The 23,742-nt window shown below is 41.2% G+C and carries 13 protein-coding genes; 4 read left to right on the plus strand and 9 right to left on the minus strand.

Annotated features, from left to right (window positions below):
* The first annotated feature begins 89 nt into the window (after positions 1–89).
* Positions 90–2,375 carry a GH92 family glycosyl hydrolase gene (locus tag A9P82_RS13245; protein ID WP_066208579.1) on the plus strand — a complete coding sequence of 762 codons (2,286 nt, stop codon included), beginning with the start codon at positions 90–92 and terminating at the stop codon, positions 2,373–2,375.
* A gap of 143 nt (positions 2,376–2,518) precedes the next feature.
* On the opposite strand, the gene A9P82_RS13250 is transcribed toward A9P82_RS13245, so the two are convergent.
* Both A9P82_RS13250 and A9P82_RS13255 read right to left on the minus strand, forming a co-directional pair.
* On the minus strand, positions 2,519–3,475 hold the full coding sequence (locus A9P82_RS13250) for a hypothetical protein (RefSeq protein WP_066208581.1): 957 nt from the start codon (positions 3,473–3,475) through the stop codon (positions 2,519–2,521).
* 2 nt (positions 3,476–3,477) lie between these two features.
* Positions 3,478–4,767, minus strand: coding sequence for an MBOAT family O-acyltransferase (locus A9P82_RS13255; protein WP_197492177.1), 1,290 nt, complete (start codon positions 4,765–4,767; stop codon positions 3,478–3,480).
* Positions 4,768–5,082: 315 nt separating this feature from the next.
* On the opposite strand from A9P82_RS13255, the gene typA reads away from it, so the two are divergent.
* Together typA and A9P82_RS13265 are read left to right on the plus strand one after the other, a co-directional pair.
* Positions 5,083–6,882: a translational GTPase TypA gene (gene typA, locus A9P82_RS13260; RefSeq protein ID WP_066208584.1), complete on the plus strand. Its 1,800-nt coding sequence runs from the start codon at positions 5,083–5,085 to the stop codon at positions 6,880–6,882.
* A 119-nt stretch (positions 6,883–7,001) separates the two neighbouring features.
* The gene (locus A9P82_RS13265; protein WP_066208586.1) at positions 7,002–7,706 is read left to right on the plus strand and encodes a YggS family pyridoxal phosphate-dependent enzyme; all 705 of its coding nucleotides are present in this window, start codon (positions 7,002–7,004) and stop codon (positions 7,704–7,706) included.
* Between the two features lie 30 nt (positions 7,707–7,736).
* On the opposite strand, the gene A9P82_RS13270 is transcribed toward A9P82_RS13265, so the two are convergent.
* From A9P82_RS13270 to A9P82_RS13295, 6 genes are all read right to left on the minus strand, one after another.
* Positions 7,737–8,351: an L-threonylcarbamoyladenylate synthase gene (locus tag A9P82_RS13270; RefSeq protein WP_066208588.1), complete on the minus strand. Its 615-nt coding sequence runs from the start codon at positions 8,349–8,351 to the stop codon at positions 7,737–7,739.
* Positions 8,352–8,409: 58 nt separating this feature from the next.
* Positions 8,410–9,261, minus strand: coding sequence for a hypothetical protein (locus tag A9P82_RS13275; protein WP_066208590.1), 852 nt, complete (start codon positions 9,259–9,261; stop codon positions 8,410–8,412).
* 32 nt (positions 9,262–9,293) lie between these two features.
* On the minus strand, positions 9,294–10,277 hold the full coding sequence (locus A9P82_RS13280; RefSeq protein ID WP_066208593.1) for a transglutaminase family protein: 984 nt from the start codon (positions 10,275–10,277) through the stop codon (positions 9,294–9,296).
* Between the two features lie 12 nt (positions 10,278–10,289).
* Positions 10,290–11,222, minus strand: a complete 933-nt coding sequence (locus A9P82_RS13285) for an alpha-E domain-containing protein (protein ID WP_082915353.1) — start codon at positions 11,220–11,222, stop codon at positions 10,290–10,292.
* A 117-nt stretch (positions 11,223–11,339) separates the two neighbouring features.
* Entirely contained in the window at positions 11,340–12,785 is a 1,446-nt protein-coding gene (locus A9P82_RS13290; protein ID WP_066208596.1) for a circularly permuted type 2 ATP-grasp protein, read from the minus strand.
* Positions 12,786–12,888: 103 nt separating this feature from the next.
* Entirely contained in the window at positions 12,889–15,597 is a 2,709-nt protein-coding gene (locus A9P82_RS13295; RefSeq protein ID WP_066208597.1) for a putative LPS assembly protein LptD, read from the minus strand.
* 315 nt (positions 15,598–15,912) lie between these two features.
* Between A9P82_RS13295 and A9P82_RS13300 the strand changes: the two genes are divergently transcribed.
* Positions 15,913–16,467 carry a DNA-3-methyladenine glycosylase I gene (locus A9P82_RS13300; RefSeq protein WP_066208599.1) on the plus strand — a complete coding sequence of 185 codons (555 nt, stop codon included), beginning with the start codon at positions 15,913–15,915 and terminating at the stop codon, positions 16,465–16,467.
* A gap of 7 nt (positions 16,468–16,474) precedes the next feature.
* Here the strand turns inward: A9P82_RS13300 and sov are convergent, their stop codons facing one another.
* The gene (gene sov, locus A9P82_RS13305) at positions 16,475–23,686 is read right to left on the minus strand and encodes a T9SS outer membrane translocon Sov/SprA (RefSeq protein ID WP_066208601.1); all 7,212 of its coding nucleotides are present in this window, start codon (positions 23,684–23,686) and stop codon (positions 16,475–16,477) included.
* Positions 23,687–23,742: the final 56 nt, after the last annotated feature.

Below are 23,742 nucleotides of genomic sequence, written 5' to 3' on the forward strand. Positions count from 1 at the left end.
CAAGTTCGGCATGACGACAGACATTTTCAATTAATGCGAACACAATCATTTTTCAAACAATTAAATCCGATTATAATATTTAAACAAAAATGAGAAAAACCATTAGTTTCATTCTTTGCGGCTGCTTATTCAAGGTCGCAACGGCGCAACAGCAAAATTTGATTCAGTATGTAAAACCTATCATCGGTACGGAGCGTATGGGACATACGTTTCCCGGTGCGACAGTTCCTTTCGGTGCGGTGCAGTTAAGTCCCGAAACGGATACGATTCCATATGAAGTAAATGGCAAATATGTGCCTGATGTTTACAAATATTGTGCGGGCTATCAATACACCGATAACACGATTGTGGGCTTTTCGCATACGCATTACAACGGCACGGGACATTCCGATTTGGGCGATTTTTTAATCATGCCGACAGTGGGAAAATTGCAGTTAAATCCCGGCACGGCAAGCAATCCCGAAAGCGGTTTCCGTTCCCGCTTTTCGCATTCGACGGAAGTTGCCGAAGCAAATTATTACAAAGTAAAGCTCGATGATTATAATATTACAGCGGAATTAACTACCACAACGCGCGTGGGTTTTCATCAATATACTTTCCCGAAAAGCGACAGCGCGCACATTATTCTGGATTTGATGTACAGTATTTATAATTATCCCGGCAAAGATGTATGGACGTATGTTCATGTGTTGAACGACACGACTGTCGTGGGTTACAGGCAAACGCGCGGCTGGGCGAGAAATAGAACGGAATATTTCGCGATGGTATTTTCCAAGCCGTTTAAAAGTTACGGGTATAAAAATTTTTCGACAAATGAACAATACGCAGGCTTTTGGAGAAGGTTTGATGTGAAGGAAAATTTCCCTTTGATGGAAGGGCATGATTTACGAGCATACTTTGATTTTTCAACAAATGAAAATGAGAAAGTACAAATCAAGTTTGCACTTTCGCCCGTAAGCATCGATGGTGCTTTGAATAATATGCAGGCGGAAGCAACTGCGCAAAACTTTGATGAGGCAAGGCTTTCAGGGCAAGCGGCTTGGGAAGAAGAATTGGAAAAAGTAAAAATTCAAACACTCAACGACAGCGATAAAGTGAATTTTTATACGGCGATGTATCATGCATTCATCAATCCGACCATTTACATGGATGTTGATGGAAGCTATAAAGGTCTTGACCAAAAAATTCACAAAGCGGACGGCTTTACCAACTATACAACTTTTTCTTTGTGGGATACGCACCGTGCGTTACACCCGTTGTTCACGATATTGCAACCGAAAAGAGATGACGACATGGTAAAATCCATGCTTGCACATTATCAGCAAAACCCGATTGGCATGTTGCCTGTGTGGTCTTCTTATGCCAATGAAAACTGGTGCATGACCGGCTATCATGCGGTTCCCGTAATTGCCGATGCCGTAATAAAAGGTATCAACACTTTTGATGCGAAAGAAGCATTGGCAGCTTGCGTTGCAACAGCCGACAATCCGCTCTACGATAACATTCCGGCGTATCGCCAATACGGATTTATTCCCGACGAGAATAGTGATAATTCTGTTTCGACGACATTGGAATATTCTTATGATGATTGGACAATTGCGCAATTGGCAAAGAAAGTAGGCGACCAAAAAGTGTATGATGAATTTATCAAACGCTCGCAGAATTACAAGAACGTTTACGATTCAACTATCAACTATATGCGCCCGAAAAATAAAGACGGCGTGTTCCGTAAAAACTTCGACCCGTTGGAAACTTTCGGAGAAGGATTTATCGAAGGCAACTCATGGAATTATTCTTTGTACGTGCCGCAAGATGTTCCCGGCATGATAAAAATGGAAGGCGGCGATAAAGCGTTTATCAGCCGTGTCGATAAATTATTCACGACTTACTTGCCCGATAAATATTTTGAACATACGGAAGACATTACGCGAGACGGTTTAATAGGCAATTATGTTCACGGCAACGAACCTTCGCACCATATTGTTTATTTGTATAACTGGACAAGCGAGCCTTGGAAAACGCAAAAGACGGTTCGTATGATTTTAAAATCACAATACCACAACGGCGCAGACGGCTTGGGCGGTAACGACGATACAGGACAAATGAGCGCTTGGTATATTTTCAGTTCGCTCGGATTTTATCCTGTTGCGCCGGGTTCGGTTGAGTATGCGCTCGGAAGTCCGTTGGTAAAAGAAGCCGATATGGAAGTGAAAGACGGCAAACATTTTATCGTAAAGGCGATTAACCAAAGCGACAAAAATGTGTATGTGAAAAAGGTAGAATTGAACGGCAAAAAATTAAACAAGCCTTTTATTACGCAAGATGATATTGTGAACGGCGGAACGCTGACGTTTTATATGAGCGATAAAAAATAAAGAATCATTTGTCATAATAATAAAAAGCCTGATGAACAAACGGTTTCATCAGGCTTTTTATTAAGTCATCTATACAAAAAGGCGGATATCTCAATTCATCGCACTTTAATCTGTATTAAAATAAAATATCCGGCAAGTAAATACTATTGAATATTGCGGAATCTAACTGCGAGACTATCGTTTAAATAAGCTGAGAATTTATTCGCTCCTGTTTCGTTTAAGTGTAGATAGTCATGCCAGTTGAGCCTGTTTTGTAAATCGGGAAATTTTCTAATATCTGACATATCTATTATATCCGCATCATTGAACGTATTGATAGTTTTTTTCAGTAGAGAAAGATTGCGGACTTCATTATTAAAATATGGAGGCAGCACGATAAACAATCTGATATTGTGTCTTTTACAATTATCAATAATGTTTTTCAAAGCGTCCTGCATTATCGGAAGCAGATCTTGGGAGGTATCTATATGGTTTTCTTTTTGAAAATAATTTGATGCCGTTACAGAATCCATTGCTTCCTGAAACGGTGCAAAGCCATAATTTTTATCTTTCAATTTTCGATTTCTGAAATTGTATAAAATATTCAAAATCCGACCGTTGAACCGATAAGATTTTGAGAGAAACAATTTTAGTTTTTCCTGATAAGTCATGCCGTGAATATAATTCCCCAGTACTTTACTTTGACCGATATACGGGAAAAACAACCTGATTTCCTGCTCCGATGAATTTTCTTTTTGCGCCAGCCATGCCGCATCGGTTTGAAGTATAACATATTTCGGGCAAACATGATTATTCAGCAATAAATCTAATAACACATTGTTGTATTTAATATCGCCGAGTGCATCGGTACCTTCATTAAAAGCTCTGCCCGGAATCGCAGTCAGTTTCGCAGGATTAATTTGTTGCTTTGCTCTCGAAGACCCTAAAATAACACAAGAATATTGTTGTCCGTTTTGCAAAAAGTAATTTACCTGACCTGCACCTTCTTCGCCGGTAAGTGTGTGGGCGAAAATATATTTGTTGAAGAAATAATAAAATGTTCTGTCAATAATAAACAACGCAACAAGAAAAATGAATATTGCCAATAAAATTCGCCGCATGATTAAAATTGAAAATAAATAAATAATGAGCCGTTTGCATTGCCCATGAGAATAATGTAAAACACGCACAATATCGAAAATACAGGCAGAAATACTTTACTATATCGTGCACAAAAGAGGTCTTCAAAATTATATTTTCGCAGTACAAAAATTTCGGTAAACAATAAAATTATCAATGCCGCAACCGATGCGCCAAATACATTGTTATCCAAAATTTGAAAATCCGATAAATTAAAATTTGTAAATATTTTTTTGACGATGCTTATCGCTTGTTCAAAAGTCGCTGCGCGGAAAAAAATCCATGTAAAGCTGATTAAAATAAAAACGTATATCATTTGCAAAACTTTCATAAATATATTTCTAAAAACAGTTCGTGTAAAACCTACTGCTTTTTCCATGCAAAGAAATATTCCGTTCAATCCGCCCCAAATCACAAAGTTCCACGATGCCCCGTGCCACAGACCACCAATAAGCATCGTAAGCATCAGGTTCCGGAAAGTTTTGAATTTTCCTTTGCGATTTCCTCCTAAAGAAAAATAGATATAATCGCGCAACCATGTTGATAATGATATATGCCACCGCCGCCAGAAATCTGTAATGCTTTTTGAAAAATAGGGCAATGCAAAATTTTCTTTGAATCTGAATCCTAACATTCGTGCAAGTCCGATAGCCATATCGGAATAGCCCGAAAAATCGCAGTAAATACGAAACGCGAAAAAGATAGTAGCACAACACAATGTACTGCCGCAATGATGTGTATAATTGTCGTAAACAGCATCTACATACATACCCAGCGAATCTGCAACCACTACCTTTTTTAAAAGTCCCCAGACAACGCGTGAAAATCCTATGGAAAAATCTTCATAAGAAATCTCATGATTCACATTTCTTATCTGCGGCAGCAAATTGCCTGCTCTTTCAATGGGACCCGAAACTAATTGCGGAAACATCATTACATAGTTCGCATAAACAAGCAGATTATGCTCGGCTTTTAATTTGCCGCGATAAACTTCTATCACATAGCTCAAACTTTGAAATACGTGAAACGATAAACCAATCGGCAGCAGTATATTCCAGTACGATGCGCTTTTGAAACCCAACCAATGAAGATTATCAATCAAAAAATTATGATACTTAAAAATAAACAAAATAGTACAGGTATTAATAATGCCAAGCCACAGATGCATCTTTCTTTGACGGATATTTTTGCTTTTTTCTATGTTCTTTGCGGCAATAAAATCAATTGATACAGTCAGAAAAATAATTAAAATATATACAGGCTTGTAGCACATATAAAAGAAACAGCTTGATGCAAAAAGCAAAATCTGTCTCGCCGTATTTCTCAAAAAGAAATAAAGAAAAAAGACAATAATAAAAAACAGCAGAAAATCGATAGAGTTAAACAACATTGGTTTTCAAATTCGACTCTAAAATATTATTTAACAATTGAAGCGGCAATTTTATTGTGTCGCATATCTAATCTTCCTTTCAACGAAATCTCAAATATTGAAATTATCAAACATTACCAAATCATCACATTTCATATATTCATTCGTCTTTCTGCTTATTAATTCGTACCTTTGCGCACTTAAATTAAAATCATTTTAATGGATATCAGGAACATTGCCATTATTGCGCACGTTGACCACGGTAAAACTACCTTGGTGGACAGAATTTTACATACCGCCAAAGTTTTCCGCGACAATCAGGATACAGGCGAGTTGATAATGGACAACAACGACCTCGAACGCGAAAGAGGCATTACTATTTTCAGTAAAAATGCAGCCGTTACCTACAACGGTGTAAAAATAAATGTCATTGACACGCCCGGCCACTCCGACTTTGGCGGCGAAGTGGAACGTGTATTGAAAATGGCGGACGGTGTGATTTTGCTCGTTGATGCTTTTGAAGGACCGATGCCGCAAACACGCTTCGTGTTGCAGAAAGCGTTGGCTTTGGGATTAAAACCGATTGTTGTTATTAACAAGGTGGATAAACCAAACTGTCGTCCCGATGAAGTGCATGATGCAGTTTTTGAATTATTCTTCAACCTCGATGCAACCGAAGAACAATTGGATTTTCCTACATTTTACGGAAGCGGCAAAAACGGTTGGTTCAACGACAGTCTTACGCCTACAGAAGATATTTTGCCTTTGATGGACGGCATTTTAAAATATGTGCCTGAGCCGAAAGTGAATGAAGGTACTTTGCAGTTGCAAATCACTTCATTGGATTATTCTTCTTTCCTGGGAAGAATTGCAGTAGGGAAAGTTACGCGCGGAACGATTAAAGAAAATATGCCGATTGCTTTGGTGCAGGCTGACGGCAGCATCAAAAAATCGCGTGTGAAAGAATTATATGTATTTGAAGGAATGGGCAAACGCAAAGTAACCGAAGTAGTTGCAGGCGATTTGTGTGCAGTTGTTGGTCTGGAAGATTTCAACATCGGCGATACCATTGCCGATGCTGAAAATCCTGAAGCATTGCCCATCATCAGCGTGGATGAACCTACGATGAGCATGTTGTTCAGTATCAATACTTCGCCTTTCTTTGGTAAAGACGGAAAATTTGTAACATCCCGCCACCTGCGCGACAGATTGCTCAAAGAAACAGAAAAAAATCTTGCATTGCGTATCGAAGATACTGATAGTGCGGATAGTTTCTTAGTATATGGTCGTGGTATTTTGCATTTGGGCGTATTGATTGAAACCATGCGTCGCGAGGGCTATGAATTGACTGTCGGACAACCGCAGGTTTTGGTAAAGGATATTGATGGCAAAAAACACGAGCCTTACGAAATTCTCGTAATTGACGTTCCTGAAGAATATAGCGGTAAAGCAATCGACTTGGTTACACAACGCAAAGGCGAAATGCAGGTAATGGAAAGCAAAGGCGAAATGCAACATATCGAATTTGAAATCCCTTCGCGCGGGTTGATTGGTTTGCGTTCACAAATGCTGACCAATACTGCCGGCGAAGCCGTAATGGCGCATCGTTTCAGCGAATACAAGCCTTGGAAAGGTCCGATTCCCGGAAGAAATAATGGCGTATTGATTTCTAAAAACCAGGCTCCGACAACGGCATATTCAATTGATAAATTGCAAGACCGCGGTTCGTTCTTCGTTGACCCGGGAGATGAAGTGTATGTAGGACAAATTATTGCAGAACACATCAAGCCGGGCGACCTTGTGGTAAATGCAACGGAAGGTAAAAAGCTCACGAATATGCGTGCCAGCGGCAGTGATGATTCCGTGCGCATCGTGCCGAAAATACAAATGACCTTGGAAGAATGTATGGAATATATTCAGGCTGATGAATGTATCGAAGTAACGCCGAAAGTCATTCGTCTGCGCAAAGTTTTGTTGGCAGAAGAAGACAGGAAGCGTCAATCAAAATCGCAGCAGTAATCTGAACCTTGATTTATAGGATTTAAAGATTAATTAATCGTGAGTTGTGAATCGTGAAACGTGAGAGCGTTCTCACGACTGACGACTCACGATTCACGTTTATAGAAAAAATTCGTGCAATGTTATCCGAACAAGAACAAATCATATCCGCATTACAATCCATTCACACAAGAATCGATAACGCTTGCGAAAAAGCAGGGCGCAACAAAGATGAAGTTCGATTGCTATTAGCGACCAAAACCGTTCCGCCCGAAAAAATAAAAATGGCAATCGAAGCAGGAGAAACATTGATTGGCGAAAACCGCGTGCAGGAATACACCGAAAAATTTGATGCCATTAAAGACTTGCCTTGCGAACGTCATTTCATCGGGCATTTGCAGACGAACAAGATAAAAGAAGTACTGAAATATGTAAGCTGTATTCAGTCTGTGGACAGTATTGATTTGGCGGAAAAATTAGACACGCGTTTGCAATACGAAGACAAAAGTATCGACATATTTGTTCAGGTAAATACCTCTTTTGAAGAAAGTAAATTTGGTGTTGAACCAAGTCTCGCATTTGATTTAATCAAAAGGATTAATCAACTCGGCACCTTGAAAATAAAAGGTTTAATGACGATTGGTTTGTTCAGCGAAGATGAACTGCTTGTAAAAAAAAGTTACCGTTTACTGCGCGAATTAAGAAACGAAGCAATTGCAAAGGACCTGCTGCGCGCCGCTTCCAACGAATTGTCGATGGGTATGAGTAACGATTTGGAACTGGCGATTGAAGAAGGCGCGACAATGGTTAGAGTTGGCTCGGCGGTATTTGGAAAGCGGGGATAAAGTGTTGCTAATGAAAATGATCGTACTCAATCATTCTTCCGTTTCAAATTTACCTAATCCTTCTCTTATCACCTCGTAAGGTTCTTTGGTACAGTCCACGACTGTTGAAGGTTTCATGCCGCCGGTGCCGCCATCGACTACGATATCTACAATGTTTTTAAAGTTTTCGTACATCAATTCCGGGTCCGTATATTCCTCTACCATTTCGCCGGGAAGCGACGTTGAAAGAATCGGATGATTCAGTTCTTGCAGCAATGAGTGGCAAATATTATTATTTGGTACACGCAAGCCAATCGTATTTTTTTTTGTCTGTAAAATCTTCGGTACTTCTTTGCTTGCAGGTAAAATAAAGGTATAAGGTCCCGGCAGATATTGTTTCAGCATTCTGTACAAAGGTGTCGAAATAGATTTCGTATAGAGGCTGAGATTGCTCAAATCTTTACAAATAAAACTCATGTTGATTTTTTGTAATTGTATTTGTTTAATCTGTGCAATTCTTTCCACAGCCTTATGCTGGTAAATATCGCAACCCAAACCATAAATGGTATCGGTGGGATAAATAATAATACCGCCGTCGAGCAGACACTCGGCAATGGTTTTGATATTTCTTGGATTGGGATTATCGGGATGAACGTGTAAAAACATTCCTAAAGATAAGCATTAAAATATTTCTTGGTATTCGTAAGCATATTGGGAAAAGTGTTTAGTCAATCTTTTCAATAGAATCCTGAGAATGTTCGTTTTCCCATATTTCCATTTTTAAGCCTTCGTTGGTGTCCGGATTATAAAATTTTACAGAGACGTTCATATCGATATTATTCCCGGTTTGCTTGTAATATCCGTTTGCTATGTCGTAAGAGAAATAGCCTGTTCCGTTGCCGCCGCCTTTGCCGTTCATAATAGTATTTGTATTTCCCACCATATTCATTGTAATGTTATAATTTATGCTGAAGTAGGCAATGCCGTTTTCAATTTTCAGCAGCCTATAAGTGTTGACGCTGTGCATTGTTAATTGAACGCCGGGCATATTCATGGGAAAATCAGTGGTGTTTTTGGTGGAGTCGCCTACATGAAAAATTGTTGTAGGGTATTGAACATTATTAAAAATATTTTTCAAAAGCGGAAAGAGACTTGCTTTGGCAGAATCTGTTTCCGACATTTTGGGCAATAAATCAAGACTGTCCAAATGCGGCGATTCTCCGGGATGAACTTGAGCGTATAAAATCATTTTAAGATTCTGTGGCAAATTATTGCCGATTAAAGACATTTCGGCAATTAAAGGAAACGAATCGTTTTTCATTATGTTTCCTGTAGTGATAATGGCATCTGACTTGAAACTATGGTTTTGAACAATCGGATTGGAAATGCCGTTTGCTTCCATTTTTTTAAGCGTTGCACTATCGACGTCCAGGCTAACGCTCATCTCAAGTTTCCTGTCCAGCTTTTGTTTATACTTGCTGTTGGGCTGGTATGGTCCGCGTAGTAGAACCGAGTCTTGCGCGTAATTTTTCCCAAAAACCGTCAGACATACAAGCAACAGAAAAATCTTTCTCATTTTTTATATATTTCAAAAACAAATGTAGCATTTTACTGTTGCTGCTGCATTTGCTCTATGTAAATTCTATATGAATTGGATTGGCTTACCTGTGTCGGATTTTCCGATGTTGAAGTAAACACCACCGGAGGCAACACATCTTTTGCTTGCTTTGATTTTTTATTCCGCTCGCCGTTTTCGATAATTACGGAAACATCCAGTTGATGCGCGGAGCAACCTTTGTATGTTCCTTTTACGGGCGTGCAATCACTGAAGTTTCTACCGATGGCGAGCTTGATATGTTGGTCGTTCACGATGCAATTGTTTGTCGGGTCAAAGCCCGTCCAGCCATAACCCGGAATATAGGCTTCAATCCATGCATGGGTAGCGCCGGCGCCGCGTAAATCATCCTCATTTTTCGGGCAGATATATCCGCTCACGTAGCGCGACGGAATGCGCATTTTGCGAAGCATCAGCAAAAGCGTATGTGCAAAATCCTGACACACGCCGGCTTTCAGCTTCCATATTTCGCTCACTTTGGTTTCTACATTTGTGATGCCTTTTTTGTATTCAAAGTTTTGATAAATGTATTCCGAAAATGCTTTTACATTTTCGAAAGGTGTTTTGTTTTTGTCGAATATTTGATTGATTACATTTTCTAATTCCGAAAGATTATCAAATGATTCTGCCTGTAAAAAATCGATGTATGGAAATTGATTACACAGCTCGTCCAACTCCGCCCATTGTGCTTCTGCGGAAGTTTCATTTGTCGGAAAATGGTGTGGAAAGGTTTCCACTTCTGCTTCGGATGTAATTACAAGTTCGTGATGCGGCTGAATCAATGTGAACATACCGATTTTATTGCCGAAATAATCCGTAAAAATTTCTATCAAAGGATTGCCCGTAATGGAAATACGATGCTCTTTCACTTGCTGCAAATTGTCGCTGACGGGATACAGCATAATTTGATTGGAACAATCAATCACAGGCGAAGCATAAGAGTAACGTGTAATGTGTTTAACGTGATAATTAGGCATATACTTAAAAAATTAAATTCCGAAATAATATTGGTTCAATGCTTGTGTCGTAGCCACAATATCTTTTCGTGTAGTCAAAAGTATGTTTTTTACAGATGCTTCATTGGTAAAATCCTGCGAACTGTATTTCAGTTCGTTTTGTGTTTTGCCCAATAAAAATTCTACTTTTTGAAAATTTTCCGGTGTGCTTTCGCGTTGCAGACGTTGGAAATACCGAAGCGTTCGATGAATGCAATAACTGATGGAATGCACGAAATACGGGTTGTGCAGAATTTGTTTGATAACCAAATCGGCACGTAAGAGTCCTTTGTTATTTTTCAGATATAATTCGTAGCCCGATAATGAGTACAGCAAATATCGCCAAAGCGGTGTTTCTTCCGATTGGGAAAGATGTAGTCCTATTTCGTTCAGTCGAATTATCAGGACATCGATGGAAATAATGCCGCGCTCGATGTATCTCCCCACATTCAGGTAATTATATGCTTCGTCGCGCGCCATGGTTTCATCAATCGTTCCGTGCAGGAAAAGCGCCTGTTTTAATAATAAATCCAATGCAGAAACCGGGTCGCCGTTTTTTATCAGCCATTCTATTTCTTTTTCGCGGATGAGATGATAATAGCCATTCAGCGCCTGCCACATTTCTTTGGTAATATGGTCCTGTACGGAGCGCGCATTTTCCCGCGCCCGCGTAATGTTGTTGATGAGCGACGCATCGTTGTCTCTGTCGAGCATCACGTACTGCAATACTTTTCTTGAGTCGAATTGGATGCCCTCTATCTCCTCGCTTTTAAGATAACCGTAAGTTTGCAGCGTGGTGCGCCAGTTGAAGTTGGTAACATCGTCCTGAGAAGCAATATAATTGGTTCGCAGGACTCTCAACAATCCGTTTGTCCGCTCCATGTATCGAGCCATCCAAAACACAGATTCAGCTACTCGGCTTAACATATTTTCAATTAGTAATTAAGAATTATAAATTAAATCATTCTCTGCTGTTCGGGATTTGCAATCCCGACTAACGTTGTTCCAAGTTCGACATTCGTAATGTCGAACAGTTGTAAGAACTTATGCCAACACCCAAGTGTCTTTGCTGCCGCCGCCTTGTGAAGAATTTACCACAAGCGAACCTTCGCGCAAAGCCACTCTTGTCAATCCGCCGGGAACAATATTAATTCCATCGGGACCATATAAAGCAAACGGTCTTAAATCTACACGGCGCGGTTGAATTTTACCGTCGATATAACACGGTGCGGACGATAAATTGATAATCGGTTGCGCAATAAAACTTCGCGGGTCAGCTTCAATGGCTTTGAGATAATTGTTAATTTCTTCTTCCGAAGCCTTGTTGCCCATCAGCATTCCGTAGCCGCCCGATTCGTTGGTTTTTTTGATAACCATATTGTGTACATTTTCATATACATATTTCCGGTTGTCGGGAATTTCCAAGCGCAAAGTCGGTACATTTTTCAGAATCGGTTCTTCGTTTAGATAATACTTAATCATGTCGGGAACATAAGCGTACACGGCTTTATCGTCCGCAACACCGTTGCCCATAGCGTTTACAATGGCAACGTTACCTTTTCTGTATGACCAGTAAATGCCGGGAACACCAAGAATACTGTCGGGACGAAAAGTAAGCGGGTCGATAAAATCATCATCCACGCGGCGATAAATCACATCTACCTTTTTCAAACCTTTGGTGGTTTTCATATAGACGAAATGATTTTCGATAACCAAGTCTCTTCCTTCCACCAATTCGATTCCCATTAACCTTGCTAATGTTGTATGCTCAAAATATGCCGAATTATAAATACCCGGCGTGAGTAAAACCACGGTAGGCGAGCTTTCCTGCGAATTGGATAATGCGAGCAGATTTTGCAACAACAAATCGGGATAAGCATTCACTTTCCGTACATTGTTTTTGGGAATCATATCGGGAAAAATGCGCGAAGTCATGGCGCGGTTTTCCAGCATATATGAAACGCCCGACGGCGTACGCAGATTATCTTCCAGTACATAAAACTTTCCGTCTGCATCGCGTATTAAATCAATGCCCGCAATGTGCGAATAAATATCGAATGGCACATTTACATTAACCATCTCTCTTAAAAAAACAGGGCAGGAGTAAATGAGCTTTGCGGGAATAATACCATCGTGAATAATGAATTGCTGATGATAAATATCTTTCAGAAAAATATTGAGCGCTTTCAATCGTTGTTTGATGCCAGCTTCAATGGTTTTCCACTCATCGGCTTGTATAATGCGCGGAATAATATCAAAAGGAAAAATTTTCTCCAAGCCTTCGTTGTTGCTGTAAACGGTAAATGTGATGCCTTGCGTCATGAACAGTTTTTTCGCCAGTTCATCTTTGCTGCTCATTTCTTCGCGGGTCATGTTTTGGATGCTGCCTGCAAATTTTTGGTAACACGTGCGCAAGCCTTCGGGTCCAATCATTTCGTCCCATAAGTTTTCGCCTACACTATATTCGTTTAATGAAACAGATACTGACATATATTCCCGGTTGTTTCATTAAAAATAAAATAATGTATTTAAAAAACAAAATTTGTTTTCTGTTTTGTTTAAAACGGAATGAAAAAGTATGTATTGTGAAAAATTAATATTGATAGAACTGTCTTGTTCTGTTAATCTTCAAATCGCGTAAAATGCCCGATTTAGGATTCAAAATAATACTGAAAGATTTATAACGACCAATCGGTGTAATATTGATGGACATTTGCCAGCAATGCATATCGCGGGAAAGAAAAAGCGTCATCATCCCAACCTGATGATTAATAACATCGTAATACAGGCTGCCGCCGGCTTTCCATTTGGGCGAAAGACTGAAGTCGCCATTCATGTTAAGGCTCGAGTTGAACACCTTATGGAAGCCGCTGTAATCGGGATTTACCTGCCGGTTAAAACCCATGGCATAAGAAAGTTGCACATTCCACGGGATATTGAAATCGACAAATTCGCCGGGATTGCTTCTTACATAATTCAGTTGCTCTTCCTGCTGGTCGAGTGGCATATTCGGGTCCATTTCTATGCGTGAACTATCGGGACGGTCGTCCGTTTTTTTGCTTGAGAAAGATGTGGACAAAGACAATGTTCCATTGGTAATGGTTCCTATTTTCCCCTGTGACCAAAGCAGCTTATTAATTCTGTTGCCATGTGAGCCATATTCGTATTGGTCGAGGGTCATATTGGAATTAACGCTCAACTTATTGTTAAAAAGCGATGTTCGCGCATATATAGCAACAGGTGCCCAATTGAGAGAGTCTGCCAACAAATTGTAGCTTGTGCTAAGCCCGAATCCATCAAGCAGGTTAAATTTTTTATACTTATTTTCGGGGTCGCCGGTGGTGTCATTTTTATTCGGTGTCCGCATCATCAGCACATTGTCCAGGCTGAAAGTAATAGCGCCGCTTTGTCCTTCTCCAAAGGCAGATACCACATTGCCGATGCCATAAACAGAATATCTTTGCTCGTATTCAGTAGTATCCACATGGACATTCTTATAATTTTTACTGTTCATGTCCGGTGTATAAGAAAAGCCGATAGAGGGTCGTACTTCATGCCTAATGCCGCCGCCGTTTTTAAAATTAACCGTACCGAAAATGCGGGTGTTCATAGTTACGCCGAAGCTCATTTGGCGTGCGGTGTAAAAACCGCGCATAATGGTTGTATCTACTTTACGTCTTTCCGCATCCCAACTTAGTGTATCTTTTCTGCTGTACCAGTTTTCGGCATAGCTTACCGATGGCGTAAAAATCAGCGGACCGAGCGCAGGCAACGTAAGCGTGATAGGTAAGGAGTGCTGTGCGCCCCATTGCATGGTGTCAAGTAAACTGCGGAAAGAGTTTTTTGCCGTATCAAAAAACGACAACTGGTTTAGTATGGTTGTGTTGTACGAAAATCCAATATTGTCGTACCACTTTGAGTTATCCGCAGATTCCTTTTTCTGGAAAGGATAAATGGTAGTTGTAGAAAAGTTCAGTGTGGGAAACTGGACATTTATTTGATGCGTATTGCTGTTTTGGTTATGCGTAGCAGACAACGACAAATTGTATTTACCATTGTCCCAGTTTTTTGCATAGGTAATGGAAGATGTGAGGTTGTTGCTGAAATTCGCATAAGGATTGTTGGCGAGATAGGTATTGAACTTCGTGCTGCCCGCATCCACATTGGCAGAAAAGCTTACGCCGGGATGTGCCTTACTGTCCATAGAATGGCTCCAGTTGATGTGCATCGTTGTTCCTGTTTGGTATTCCTGTTCGCTTACGCCGCCGCTATTCAGTATTTTAGTATATTGATATGAAAAGCTAAGATTACCGCGATATTTGTACCGTTTATAATATTCAGGACTTATGGTAACAAGGTAACCGCCGTACGTGTACAGGTTGGCGCGGGTGGTTACATCCCAGTTGTCATTGATTACTTTGTAGTAGCCCAATCCCGTAATGCCCAGTCCGTAGCTGCTGTTTTGCTCAAAGGTAGGCGGCAGCAAACCGGAATGCCGCCCTCTTGTAAGCGGGTAAATACCAAACGGAATAATTACAGGCATCGGCACACCTTCAAATTCGGGAAATGCCGGACCGGAAACGGCAAGTTTACCGGTAATCATTTTCATTTTCCACGCATGGAAGTCGAAATGCGGCGGCTCAAGATTACAGGTGGTAAACCGTGCATCTTTGATGAAAATAGAATTGCTGTCCACTTTTTTGGCAATATCGGCTTTTACAAAAATTTCGCCTTCATTGTAAAAAGTGTTTTTAAGAATACCTTTCTGGGTTTTTATATTGTAAACCGCAGTATCCATGATGGACTTGCTGCCTTTTTGTAAAATGGTCGGTCTGCCGCTTATTTCGTTGGAAGTATCGCTGTTGCCGTAAGCTCTTACCTGGTTGTTATTTCGATTATATTCTATTGTATTTGCGGTTATATCATCGTCAGGGTCTTTCACATCTGCATCTTTGTACAGGTACAGCATATTGGATTTTACGTGATAAATCACGGAATCGGTGGCTTTAAAATCGACAATCATGCCCAGCGAATCTTTAGAAAAAATACTTTCATCTACCGGGCGCGCGTGCTTTTGTATGAAAATATCCTGCGGGGTGCGGTTATCCATTTTCATTGCCCAGCTTGCAGGAATCGTGTCGGTATTTACAGAATCTTTGGCTCCGCGGATGGTAAGGATGGTAAGTGCCCGGATGTTGTTGGCTGCGTTGGATTGCGCCCCGGCTTGGCAAATCCACAAAAACAAAAAACCTGCGCAGGCAGATAAAACCATTCTTGTTTTTGCGTTGAAATATTTGACCATGCTTATTTTGCTTAAAAAGCCGTTTCCGGAACTTTATGATTATGAATGCCCGTGCGCAAGAATAATCAATGAAAAGCTACAATACTAATACTTTTTAAGAAGCACAAAAATATTGCTTATGTACAAATAGGAAAAATTTAACGAGGTGTATTCTCACATTATTTTTTGTTAGCCTGCATTATGTTTTCAGCCGTTGAATTTGTTCAATAAAATTATTCAAAAGAAAAACGAACTTTACACCTTAATTAAAAGCTGTAAATACGCAGATATTTTAAAAATCATTCGTATTCTGTAAGAAATAAAAACAAAAATCTCATGTCATATTGTGCATATATCGAAACCATGCAACCCGAAGAAAAAAAGGCTTTGCACAAAAATTATCACGATAATTATTACGGCTTTCCCATTCATGACGATAATGAATTATTTGGCAGGCTGATTATGGAAATAAACCAGGCGGGACTGAGCTGGGAAACGATTTTGAAAAAAGAACAGTCGTTCCGCAAAGCGTATAATAATTTCAATATAAAAAAAATAGCTGCTTATTCAAATGCTGACAGGGAAAGGCTTTTAGCCGATGCCGGCATTATCCGCAACAAGCTGAAAGTAAATGCCGCTATTGAAAATGCCAACGTTATTCTCGCATTGCAAAAAGAGTTCGGGTCGTTTGAAAAATGGCTGGAACACCATCATCCGAAAACTAAAGAAGAATGGGTAAAGCTGTTTAAGAAAACATTCCGGTTTACCGGCGGCGAAATTGTGAATGAATTTCTGATGAGCATTGGTTTTCTTCCCGGCGCGCATACCGAAAATTGTCCTGTTCATCAAAAAATTCTGAAACAAAAACCCATGTGGACGAAGAAAAAATAATCTCCGGTTATTGCAGCGACATCGTTATCTGCAAACCAGCGTTGGTCGTGGTTATCGGCGGTGTTGTGGATACATAGGGGAGCGTACGCGTTTGGTTAAAATAAAATTTCAGGTTGATGCGGTTGTTCAGTACATAGTTTATAGAAGGAGAAATGGAAACCACTTTTTGCCCGCCGGTGCTGTAATTATTCGTTTGGTCGAGCGTGGTGTTGCTATTGAACTGGTCGCTCATTGCGAGGTTCAACCCGAAAGTCAAATCGTTGCCTACGCCGTTTGCCTGTTTTTTCGGTTTGGGTAAGAAAGGCAATTTTGCATTGTGTTTTACCAAACTAAAATCCAGCGCATAAGAAGTAGTGTTCACTTCACTTACCTGATAATCTACCAAACTCAAAGAAAGCTGTCTTGTTTTTCCGTACTGAAAAGAAAACGTACTTTGATTGGCAAGCGTTACATTAATGCCGACCAGCGGAGCAAAACTTTCCGAAATCGTAATATTCGGAATTACAAAATACGGCACATAATTGCCCGAAACGGAATCAATAAATGCGGGCATTCCCACCATCAGCGGGTCCTGGAAATTGAGCGCGCTGGTAAAACTGTTCATTGCAAGCGTGCCGCTGTAAGTATTGTTCAGCGTGATATTGGAAAATGTATTGGACAAATTACCGATGCGGGAAAGTCCTGCATAGCTAATGCTCCAGTTGGGCAACGGGAAAATGCTGCCAAGCGGATTGGTTTTCATACTCGCATTATTTTCAGTTATCAGGTTTACGGTGTAAGGCGATTTTCCTGTGTATGCCGCAAGAAATGCGGGAATCAGTACATTCTGCGCATAACGTCCATAGCCTTTTGCGTAGCCGTCGTCGGTTGTTCCGCCGCGATAATACGGATTTGCAGATGCTAATCTTTGCGAAATAATTTGACGATAGTCTGAAAACTGTGTAAATGTTTTGGACACATTGCCGGACGATGATTTGTTGAACAGAGATTTGAAGGATGCATACGAAACAGTGAAACCGCCCGCTGCGTAAGGGTTTAAGTGCTCAAATGTTCCGTTGCCTGCCGTGTCTTTAAACAGTTCGGAGTAATTTTTATTGAACGATTTCATCATCGACAATTGAATATTCAAATCTTTTGCAGGCTCAAGCTCTGCGTTGATGGTCAGCATTTTTGTATAGCTTTGACTATACAAATCGTTGAACAATGAATCTGTTGAGATTACGTGCTGTCGTGCTTTTTCGTCTAACCATTGCCGCGTAGGCATTTTCCCGAAAATATATCCGAAGCCGGGTTGCCGCGTTTTTAAATCTTCGCCCAAAGCCCGCGTACTATCCATGTAGCCGGGCAATCGGCTGTTGTTGGTAAGTGCATAAGAAATATTTAGGCTTTTAACCATTGTGAGCAAGCGGGCAGCAGTCGTTACCGCACCACTTGTGTGCTCAATGTGTTGCTTGGCTTTTTCTTTTTTGATGGCAAGATGAATTTCATGTTTCAGTCTGCGCCATTTAATCAATGCCAATCTTTTTGCGCGGCCTTTCAAACCCTTGATTACATCAGTTTTCTTGGGAATACTTTTTAATAATGAATCAATTAGTTTTTTCGATTGTTGCGGCAACATTTTTTGTTCGTTCGCGGCTTGCTGTTGAGCGTCTGTATTCAATATTGATTTCAGTAATCTCGATTTGTTGTACAATTTTCTGAAATCCATATCAGCTTTAATGGTAGAACTGTTGCCGTTTTCAATGACATTACCCAAACTCACGGCTTGCAGATTTGCCGCAATCCAATTATAAGTTGCAGAGTAACTGTAATCTGCTTTTATCCAATCTGCAAATGGCAATTTATTCAACGGCAAGCTGTACGATAACGTTGCTGCTTGCGCGTACTGTGTATTTCTTCCGCCTTTCAAAAAGTTGTGCCATACGGAATCTTTCTTGGCTTTCGTGTTCAACGGACCATAAGGTTCGTCTATAACAGAAAGATTATTGGCAGTAAAATCAATGTTCAGACTGCGCGTAAGATTCCACGACAAGTTGTAATTTCTCGTCATGTTGAAATAATTATCGTAGGTCGATTCAACGGAATCCACCTGATTATTTACATTAAACGGATTGACTACGCGCGGCGTGTAAATGCCTTGTTGCCTGTCAAATGTCATTCTGAAACTCATGAGCGACGGCGTTGGATTCAGGTTAAAATCGCGGATGAATGAAAGCCAAGGACTTTTATTGTGAAACAATCTTCTGAACGGTTGCCAATATTTCGGCTGTCCGTTGAATGTGTAGCCCAGTCCGCCGTAAGTATGTGTAATGCTGTTTTTTTCAATCAAAGGATTGGTTTGATTGGTTTGCGTGTAAGAATAAGAAAAATCAAAATTGCTCAGGCTCCATATTTTCGGATGCATAGATGGCTGCGCAAAACGCACATTGGTAAAGCTGAAGGTTTTGGTGGTGGACAAATCCTGTGCAATATTTCGCGCCGAATCGCGCTGCGCGGAAGTCATGCCTTTTAGTTCTTCTTTGAACAGCACATCCTGATTGTACGGGTCGTATTGCGGCGTTAAAACAGTACGGTTATAACCTGCATAAAAAGGAATGCTGAAGCCTGCTTTTTTAGGAAATAATTTTCCTGCATCGATACTTGCCGATGCGTCAAACTGGAACATATCATTCGTCGAACGTTCATTCACATTTTGTTCCAATGTACCAAAACCTGCGGTAGATGTATTCGCCGAAACGCTGAGTGTACCTAAATCTGCAAGCTGCATATCCACGCGACCTTGCGCCGCCCAACCGCCTTTTTCATTCATTTGCGAAAGCGACAATTCGTCCACCCAAACCTCGGCATCCAAAGGCTGATTGTTTTGCGCATTTTCAATGCCGACTAAAAAACTCGTTACCTGCGCAAGATTCGGGTTTCCTTTTACGGAATAAGTTTGTGTTCCCATTTGTTCGCGGTAAATGGTATTCAAAGGCGCACCGCTTGCATTGCGGTTGAGTTTAAGTGTTACCAAATCCTGTAGCTGAACCATTAAGTGATTGGCATCGGGCCAAATTTGTTCCGGTGTTGCTGTTGCGCTCGGCTGCGTTACCTGCAAAGGAATTCTTATTTCATAATAATTGTCCAGAAAATCTTGTCCGATTCTTATCACGGCGACCAAATCATTATTATTCACAGGCGTTTGACCCGGCACAGATTCTGCGTGAAGAAACATCGACATTTGCCCGTAACGGCGCATATCAAGATTCATGTTTTTAAATACGCTGCGCGAATCGTTGCGTTGCAGATTCTGTATTTGTAAACTCATCGATTGCTCTTTTTCCAAATACACAGAACCATTGCTCACGCTTCCGCCGCCGTTCAACGATTGTAATTGCTGAACGCCCGGCGGCATTTTATAAGGAATCGGTTGTCTGCCGCTATTATCCTGCGTGTTTACGGAAGTAATGGTCAGTGTAGTTGAACTTCCTGCGGGTAAAGATTGATACGAACCCGATGTATCCAACACATAAGTAAAAGGTCGCCATGCGTTGCGCACCAAGCCTAATTCCGCAAAGCGAATTGTTGTAGAGTCGTTGAAACCTGTCAAATACATACGCATAAAACGAATGGATTTGAAGTCTGCAATTGAACCGACTTTGTTGGTAAATTCTTTAATGGGAATGCGGAACAAATACCAATGTTCCTGCGTAATACTGTCGTTCGGAAGGCGTGGCGTAATGGTGCGGACATCAGCAACGTACTTGTCAGTCAGCATCATGTTCGGCTTTAAATTGATTTGGTATTCGTAATATTGTTCGGTCTGGTTAATGGTATTATCGCCGTTCAAATCTTCATTGTCGGGATAAGTAGTTGAAGCCGATTGCGACGTAGTTGCCACAGGCGAATTTCCCTGCGGATTGTTGTAATGCTTGTATCTTGTCAAAATGCCGTCCGCACTTGTGAAACTTGGGTCGCGGTACCATTGATAATTATCCGCCGAAGGGTCGAGTGATGCTTTGAGATATACAGGCGAATTTGTACCAAAGTTCGCAGCTAATGTTTGCAGATAAGCATTCTGTTTGCGCCGTTCGCCGTCATCGTCCATACCGTCAAGACCAACATCCTGATAAGGTCTGTCCGCAGCGGTATTGCTGAACGCATTGGTCAGTTGAATTGGATTCGCCGGCGTTACGCCCCAAACCGAAGAGCTGTCTTCGCCCGCAGGCGAAGTTGGCGTAGCCAAACCATTTTCGTACATATGCTTGCCGTCTTTCAGCACGTCTTCACTCACATTTCCCAAATCAAAAACCAGTTTCCCGCCGTTGCTTTGCGGGTCTTTGATAAAAGGGTCTTGCATCCAAAACTCAATGTATTCAACGTTTTGCGTTTCAAAATCGGTTTGGTCTAATGCGCGCATAATACCGCCCCAGCGTTTTTGCGGATTGAGCAAATGCCCGTTGGCGTCAATGTTTGCGGGGTCGTCGGTAAAGTTGTACGGACCCCTTTGGTTAGGGTAAAAAGACAAATCGAATGTAGTCGTTTGCAGGCTCGCGGAAATAGTGCTTTGGTTCGGAAAAAGTTCGCTCTCATACACGGGACGCACACGCGGGTCGCTGAGTTGCGACAGATTTTTATACAAAGGATTTGATGTATTCGACCTGTCTTGTAAAGTGGGTTCAATATTGTACCAAGCCAGTAACGCGCGGTTTTTTCCGTAGCTTAAATTATTGACCAAATCGGCTTCTGGAAACAATCCGTTGCCCGCAGGTGTTGATGCCAGAGACCATGCCGTAAATGGATAACGCAAATCAAATTCGCTGCTGGAACTTTCAAAGTCATCAATATACACTCTGCCATTGTTGCCCGAACCGATTATTTTTGGATGATTGGGTTTCAGCATTGCCGCTTCGCCGTAAATATTGATGCTGCTTTTTGCATTGGTGGAATAAAAAGGCAGCTTGTTGAGCCAGCGCGTCAATTGGTCCCAATCGGCATGATAATTCATATCTACGCCGTACATTGTATTATTTATCGGGTCTTGACCATAATTGGTTTTGAAAGTGTAGGGTTGCTCTGAAAGTTTTTCCATTGTTGCGCCGAGCGTCAGATTTTTATTAACTAAATAATCCAACCGAACGCCCAGAAAATTTCTTTGTACCGTGCTGATATTGCTATTGTTTTCAAACTGTACATTTACGGGCGTTCCCGCATCCAGAATGGATTGATTAAGCACTTGAATTGTTCCGTTGATATAATCTACAGTGTAATCCACGCCTTCCAGCAATGTTCGCCCGCCCGCAGTTACCGTAACAGAACCTTGCGGAATGTTTGAACCGCCGATACTGATAGTTGAACTCGAAGAGCCTTTGACTGTCCCCTGCAACACGAAGCGATTGACATTGGCATAAGTATTCGCAATGGCTTTTATACTGTCGTAGAGTTGATAATAAATGTATTGATTTTTCACATCCTGTGAAACGCCGTTATATGCTAGAGAATCTAAATCTTTACCGAACGGTTCAAGTACAGGAAAAATAATTCTTCCGCGAGCAGGCAGCACTGTAAAGTTTCTGATAAAATCAAATTGCCCGTCGGGCAAAGCGTCGTTGTGGCTGTTCAGCCGGTCTGCGCCGAGAATCGAAATAATCGATTTCCCGCTCACATCCTGCGAAGTCTGTGGCAGGTAACGGTTGGTGCCGCCGCTCGGCTGATTGTAATAAACATTCAAATCGAAATTGCTCGAATCTAATCCCGAAACATTCAAAGAATATACGTTCTTCATCATCCATTGCCAGGTGGGCAAATCTACTCTTTGCGAAGTGGCTTTCAGCAATTTGAGAAACAAAACTTTCTGCACGCCTTGCGTGGAGTCGAGCGCCACATCTTGCGAAAATTCGCCCACCTGAAACACGCGACCGTTGTATGAATATTGATAAGCAACAGCCAAAACCTGGTCGGGCTGCAGCTGTTGGTTCAGCGAAATAAATCCTGCCTGCGGATTGTAATAATATTCCGTAGAATCCAGTTTTCGCGCGTAAGTTTGTTCAAAATCGTTTACTGCCTGCAAACCGCGCGAAGTAAGTATACTCGTTACAATCGCAGGATTGCGGCTTTGTGAATTGGACAATAAAGTGGAATACAAATCATTTGCGCCGTTATCGGGCAAGCCATTTAAAGAATGCATGGAATGAACGTTGCCATTGTACGGCTGATTTTCGCCCAAGTCCATCAAGCCTACAACGCTGCGCACATTGGTAGTTGCGCCTGTTACATTCGTAACCCAAACTTCCATCCGCAGAATGCGCACCTGACTGTTAATCAGAGGGAGCCGACTCATGGTTTTGTTGTAATTATCCTTGAAATAATTTCCCAATAAAAAGTTCCTGTTTTCGTCATAATCGCCGAGCGAAATATTAATGGTTTGTGCTAAGCCGCCGCCTTGCAGCGTTATCGATTGACGTTGTGAACGATTGCTGCCGACTGCACCTGTAACAAATAATTTTCCGAAATGCAGTTGCGCTTCCAAGCCAAAAAGGTTTTGCATACTCGGCATCAATGTTCCTTTAGATTGAAAAGAAATATTGCCTGCCTGCAACGATTTCAGAATAGCATCGTCATCGCCCTGATAATTTAATTTGAATTGATTATTGAAAGAAAATGTACCGTCGGTATTGTACGAAATAGGCAAGCGAAGTTTGTTTCCTATTTGTGCAATGATGCTCATATTCGCGCCTGCATTCATATCGAAACTTCCCGTTTTGCGCGCTTTTTCCGACAAAGTCGGATTCTTGATATTTTGTCCCTGATAACCGAGCGATAAGTTGATGTTTCCTGTGGGCGTTACATCTATTTTTTTACCGTCGGGCGTTAAGCCGAAAATTCGATTGAAAAAACTTGAAATAACGCGCGGCTTCGGGCGAGGCTGTTTAAAGTTGAGCAAACTCATGGAGCGCGAAAGCGAATCATAATAGCTTGTTTCATCTCGCTGTCCTTGCAGTCTTAAGAAATCTGCCTGTGAAATTTGTACAGGACGGCGATATGCGATGCTGTCGATTTTCTCAATAATGAAATAAGAATGTGTGGCAGAATCGTACACAATTTTCCTGCGGATGAGTGAAGTGTCGGAAGATAAATCAAACAGGTTATGGCTTTTCCATGTAAAGCCGTCGCCGTACCGGTCGTGAATAGGATAAGGGTAAAAATGTGAAGTATCGGTGTTTTGAGCAGCAACAAACATCCAACTGCAAAGGAAGCAGACAGAGAGGCTGATTTTTTGAAAAAGATGTCTATATA

The sequence above is a fragment of the Arachidicoccus sp. BS20 genome (genome assembly GCF_001659705.1).
Taxonomy (GTDB): domain Bacteria; phylum Bacteroidota; class Bacteroidia; order Chitinophagales; family Chitinophagaceae; genus Arachidicoccus.

Excerpts from the sequence above, each read along its gene's own strand:
- A9P82_RS13245 (WP_066208579.1), top strand. The coding sequence starts at position 90 with ATGAGAAAAACCATTAGTTTCATTCTTTGCGGCTGCTTATTCAAGGTC.
- A9P82_RS13250 (WP_066208581.1), bottom strand. The coding sequence starts at position 3,475 with ATGCGGCGAATTTTATTGGCAATATTCATTTTTCTTGTTGCGTTGTTT.
- A9P82_RS13255 (WP_197492177.1), bottom strand. The coding sequence starts at position 4,767 with ATGTGCTACAAGCCTGTATATATTTTAATTATTTTTCTGACTGTATCA.
- typA (WP_066208584.1), top strand. The coding sequence starts at position 5,083 with ATGGATATCAGGAACATTGCCATTATTGCGCACGTTGACCACGGTAAA.
- A9P82_RS13265 (WP_066208586.1), top strand. The coding sequence starts at position 7,002 with ATGTTATCCGAACAAGAACAAATCATATCCGCATTACAATCCATTCAC.
- A9P82_RS13270 (WP_066208588.1), bottom strand. The coding sequence starts at position 8,351 with ATGTTTTTACACGTTCATCCCGATAATCCCAATCCAAGAAATATCAAA.
- A9P82_RS13275 (WP_066208590.1), bottom strand. The coding sequence starts at position 9,261 with ATGAGAAAGATTTTTCTGTTGCTTGTATGTCTGACGGTTTTTGGGAAA.
- A9P82_RS13280 (WP_066208593.1), bottom strand. The coding sequence starts at position 10,277 with ATGCCTAATTATCACGTTAAACACATTACACGTTACTCTTATGCTTCG.
- A9P82_RS13285 (WP_082915353.1), bottom strand. The coding sequence starts at position 11,222 with ATGTTAAGCCGAGTAGCTGAATCTGTGTTTTGGATGGCTCGATACATG.
- A9P82_RS13290 (WP_066208596.1), bottom strand. The coding sequence starts at position 12,785 with ATGTCAGTATCTGTTTCATTAAACGAATATAGTGTAGGCGAAAACTTA.
- A9P82_RS13295 (WP_066208597.1), bottom strand. The coding sequence starts at position 15,597 with ATGGTCAAATATTTCAACGCAAAAACAAGAATGGTTTTATCTGCCTGC.
- A9P82_RS13300 (WP_066208599.1), top strand. The coding sequence starts at position 15,913 with ATGTCATATTGTGCATATATCGAAACCATGCAACCCGAAGAAAAAAAG.
- sov (WP_066208601.1), bottom strand. The coding sequence starts at position 23,686 with ATGTTTGTTGCTGCTCAAAACACCGATACTTCACATTTTTACCCTTAT.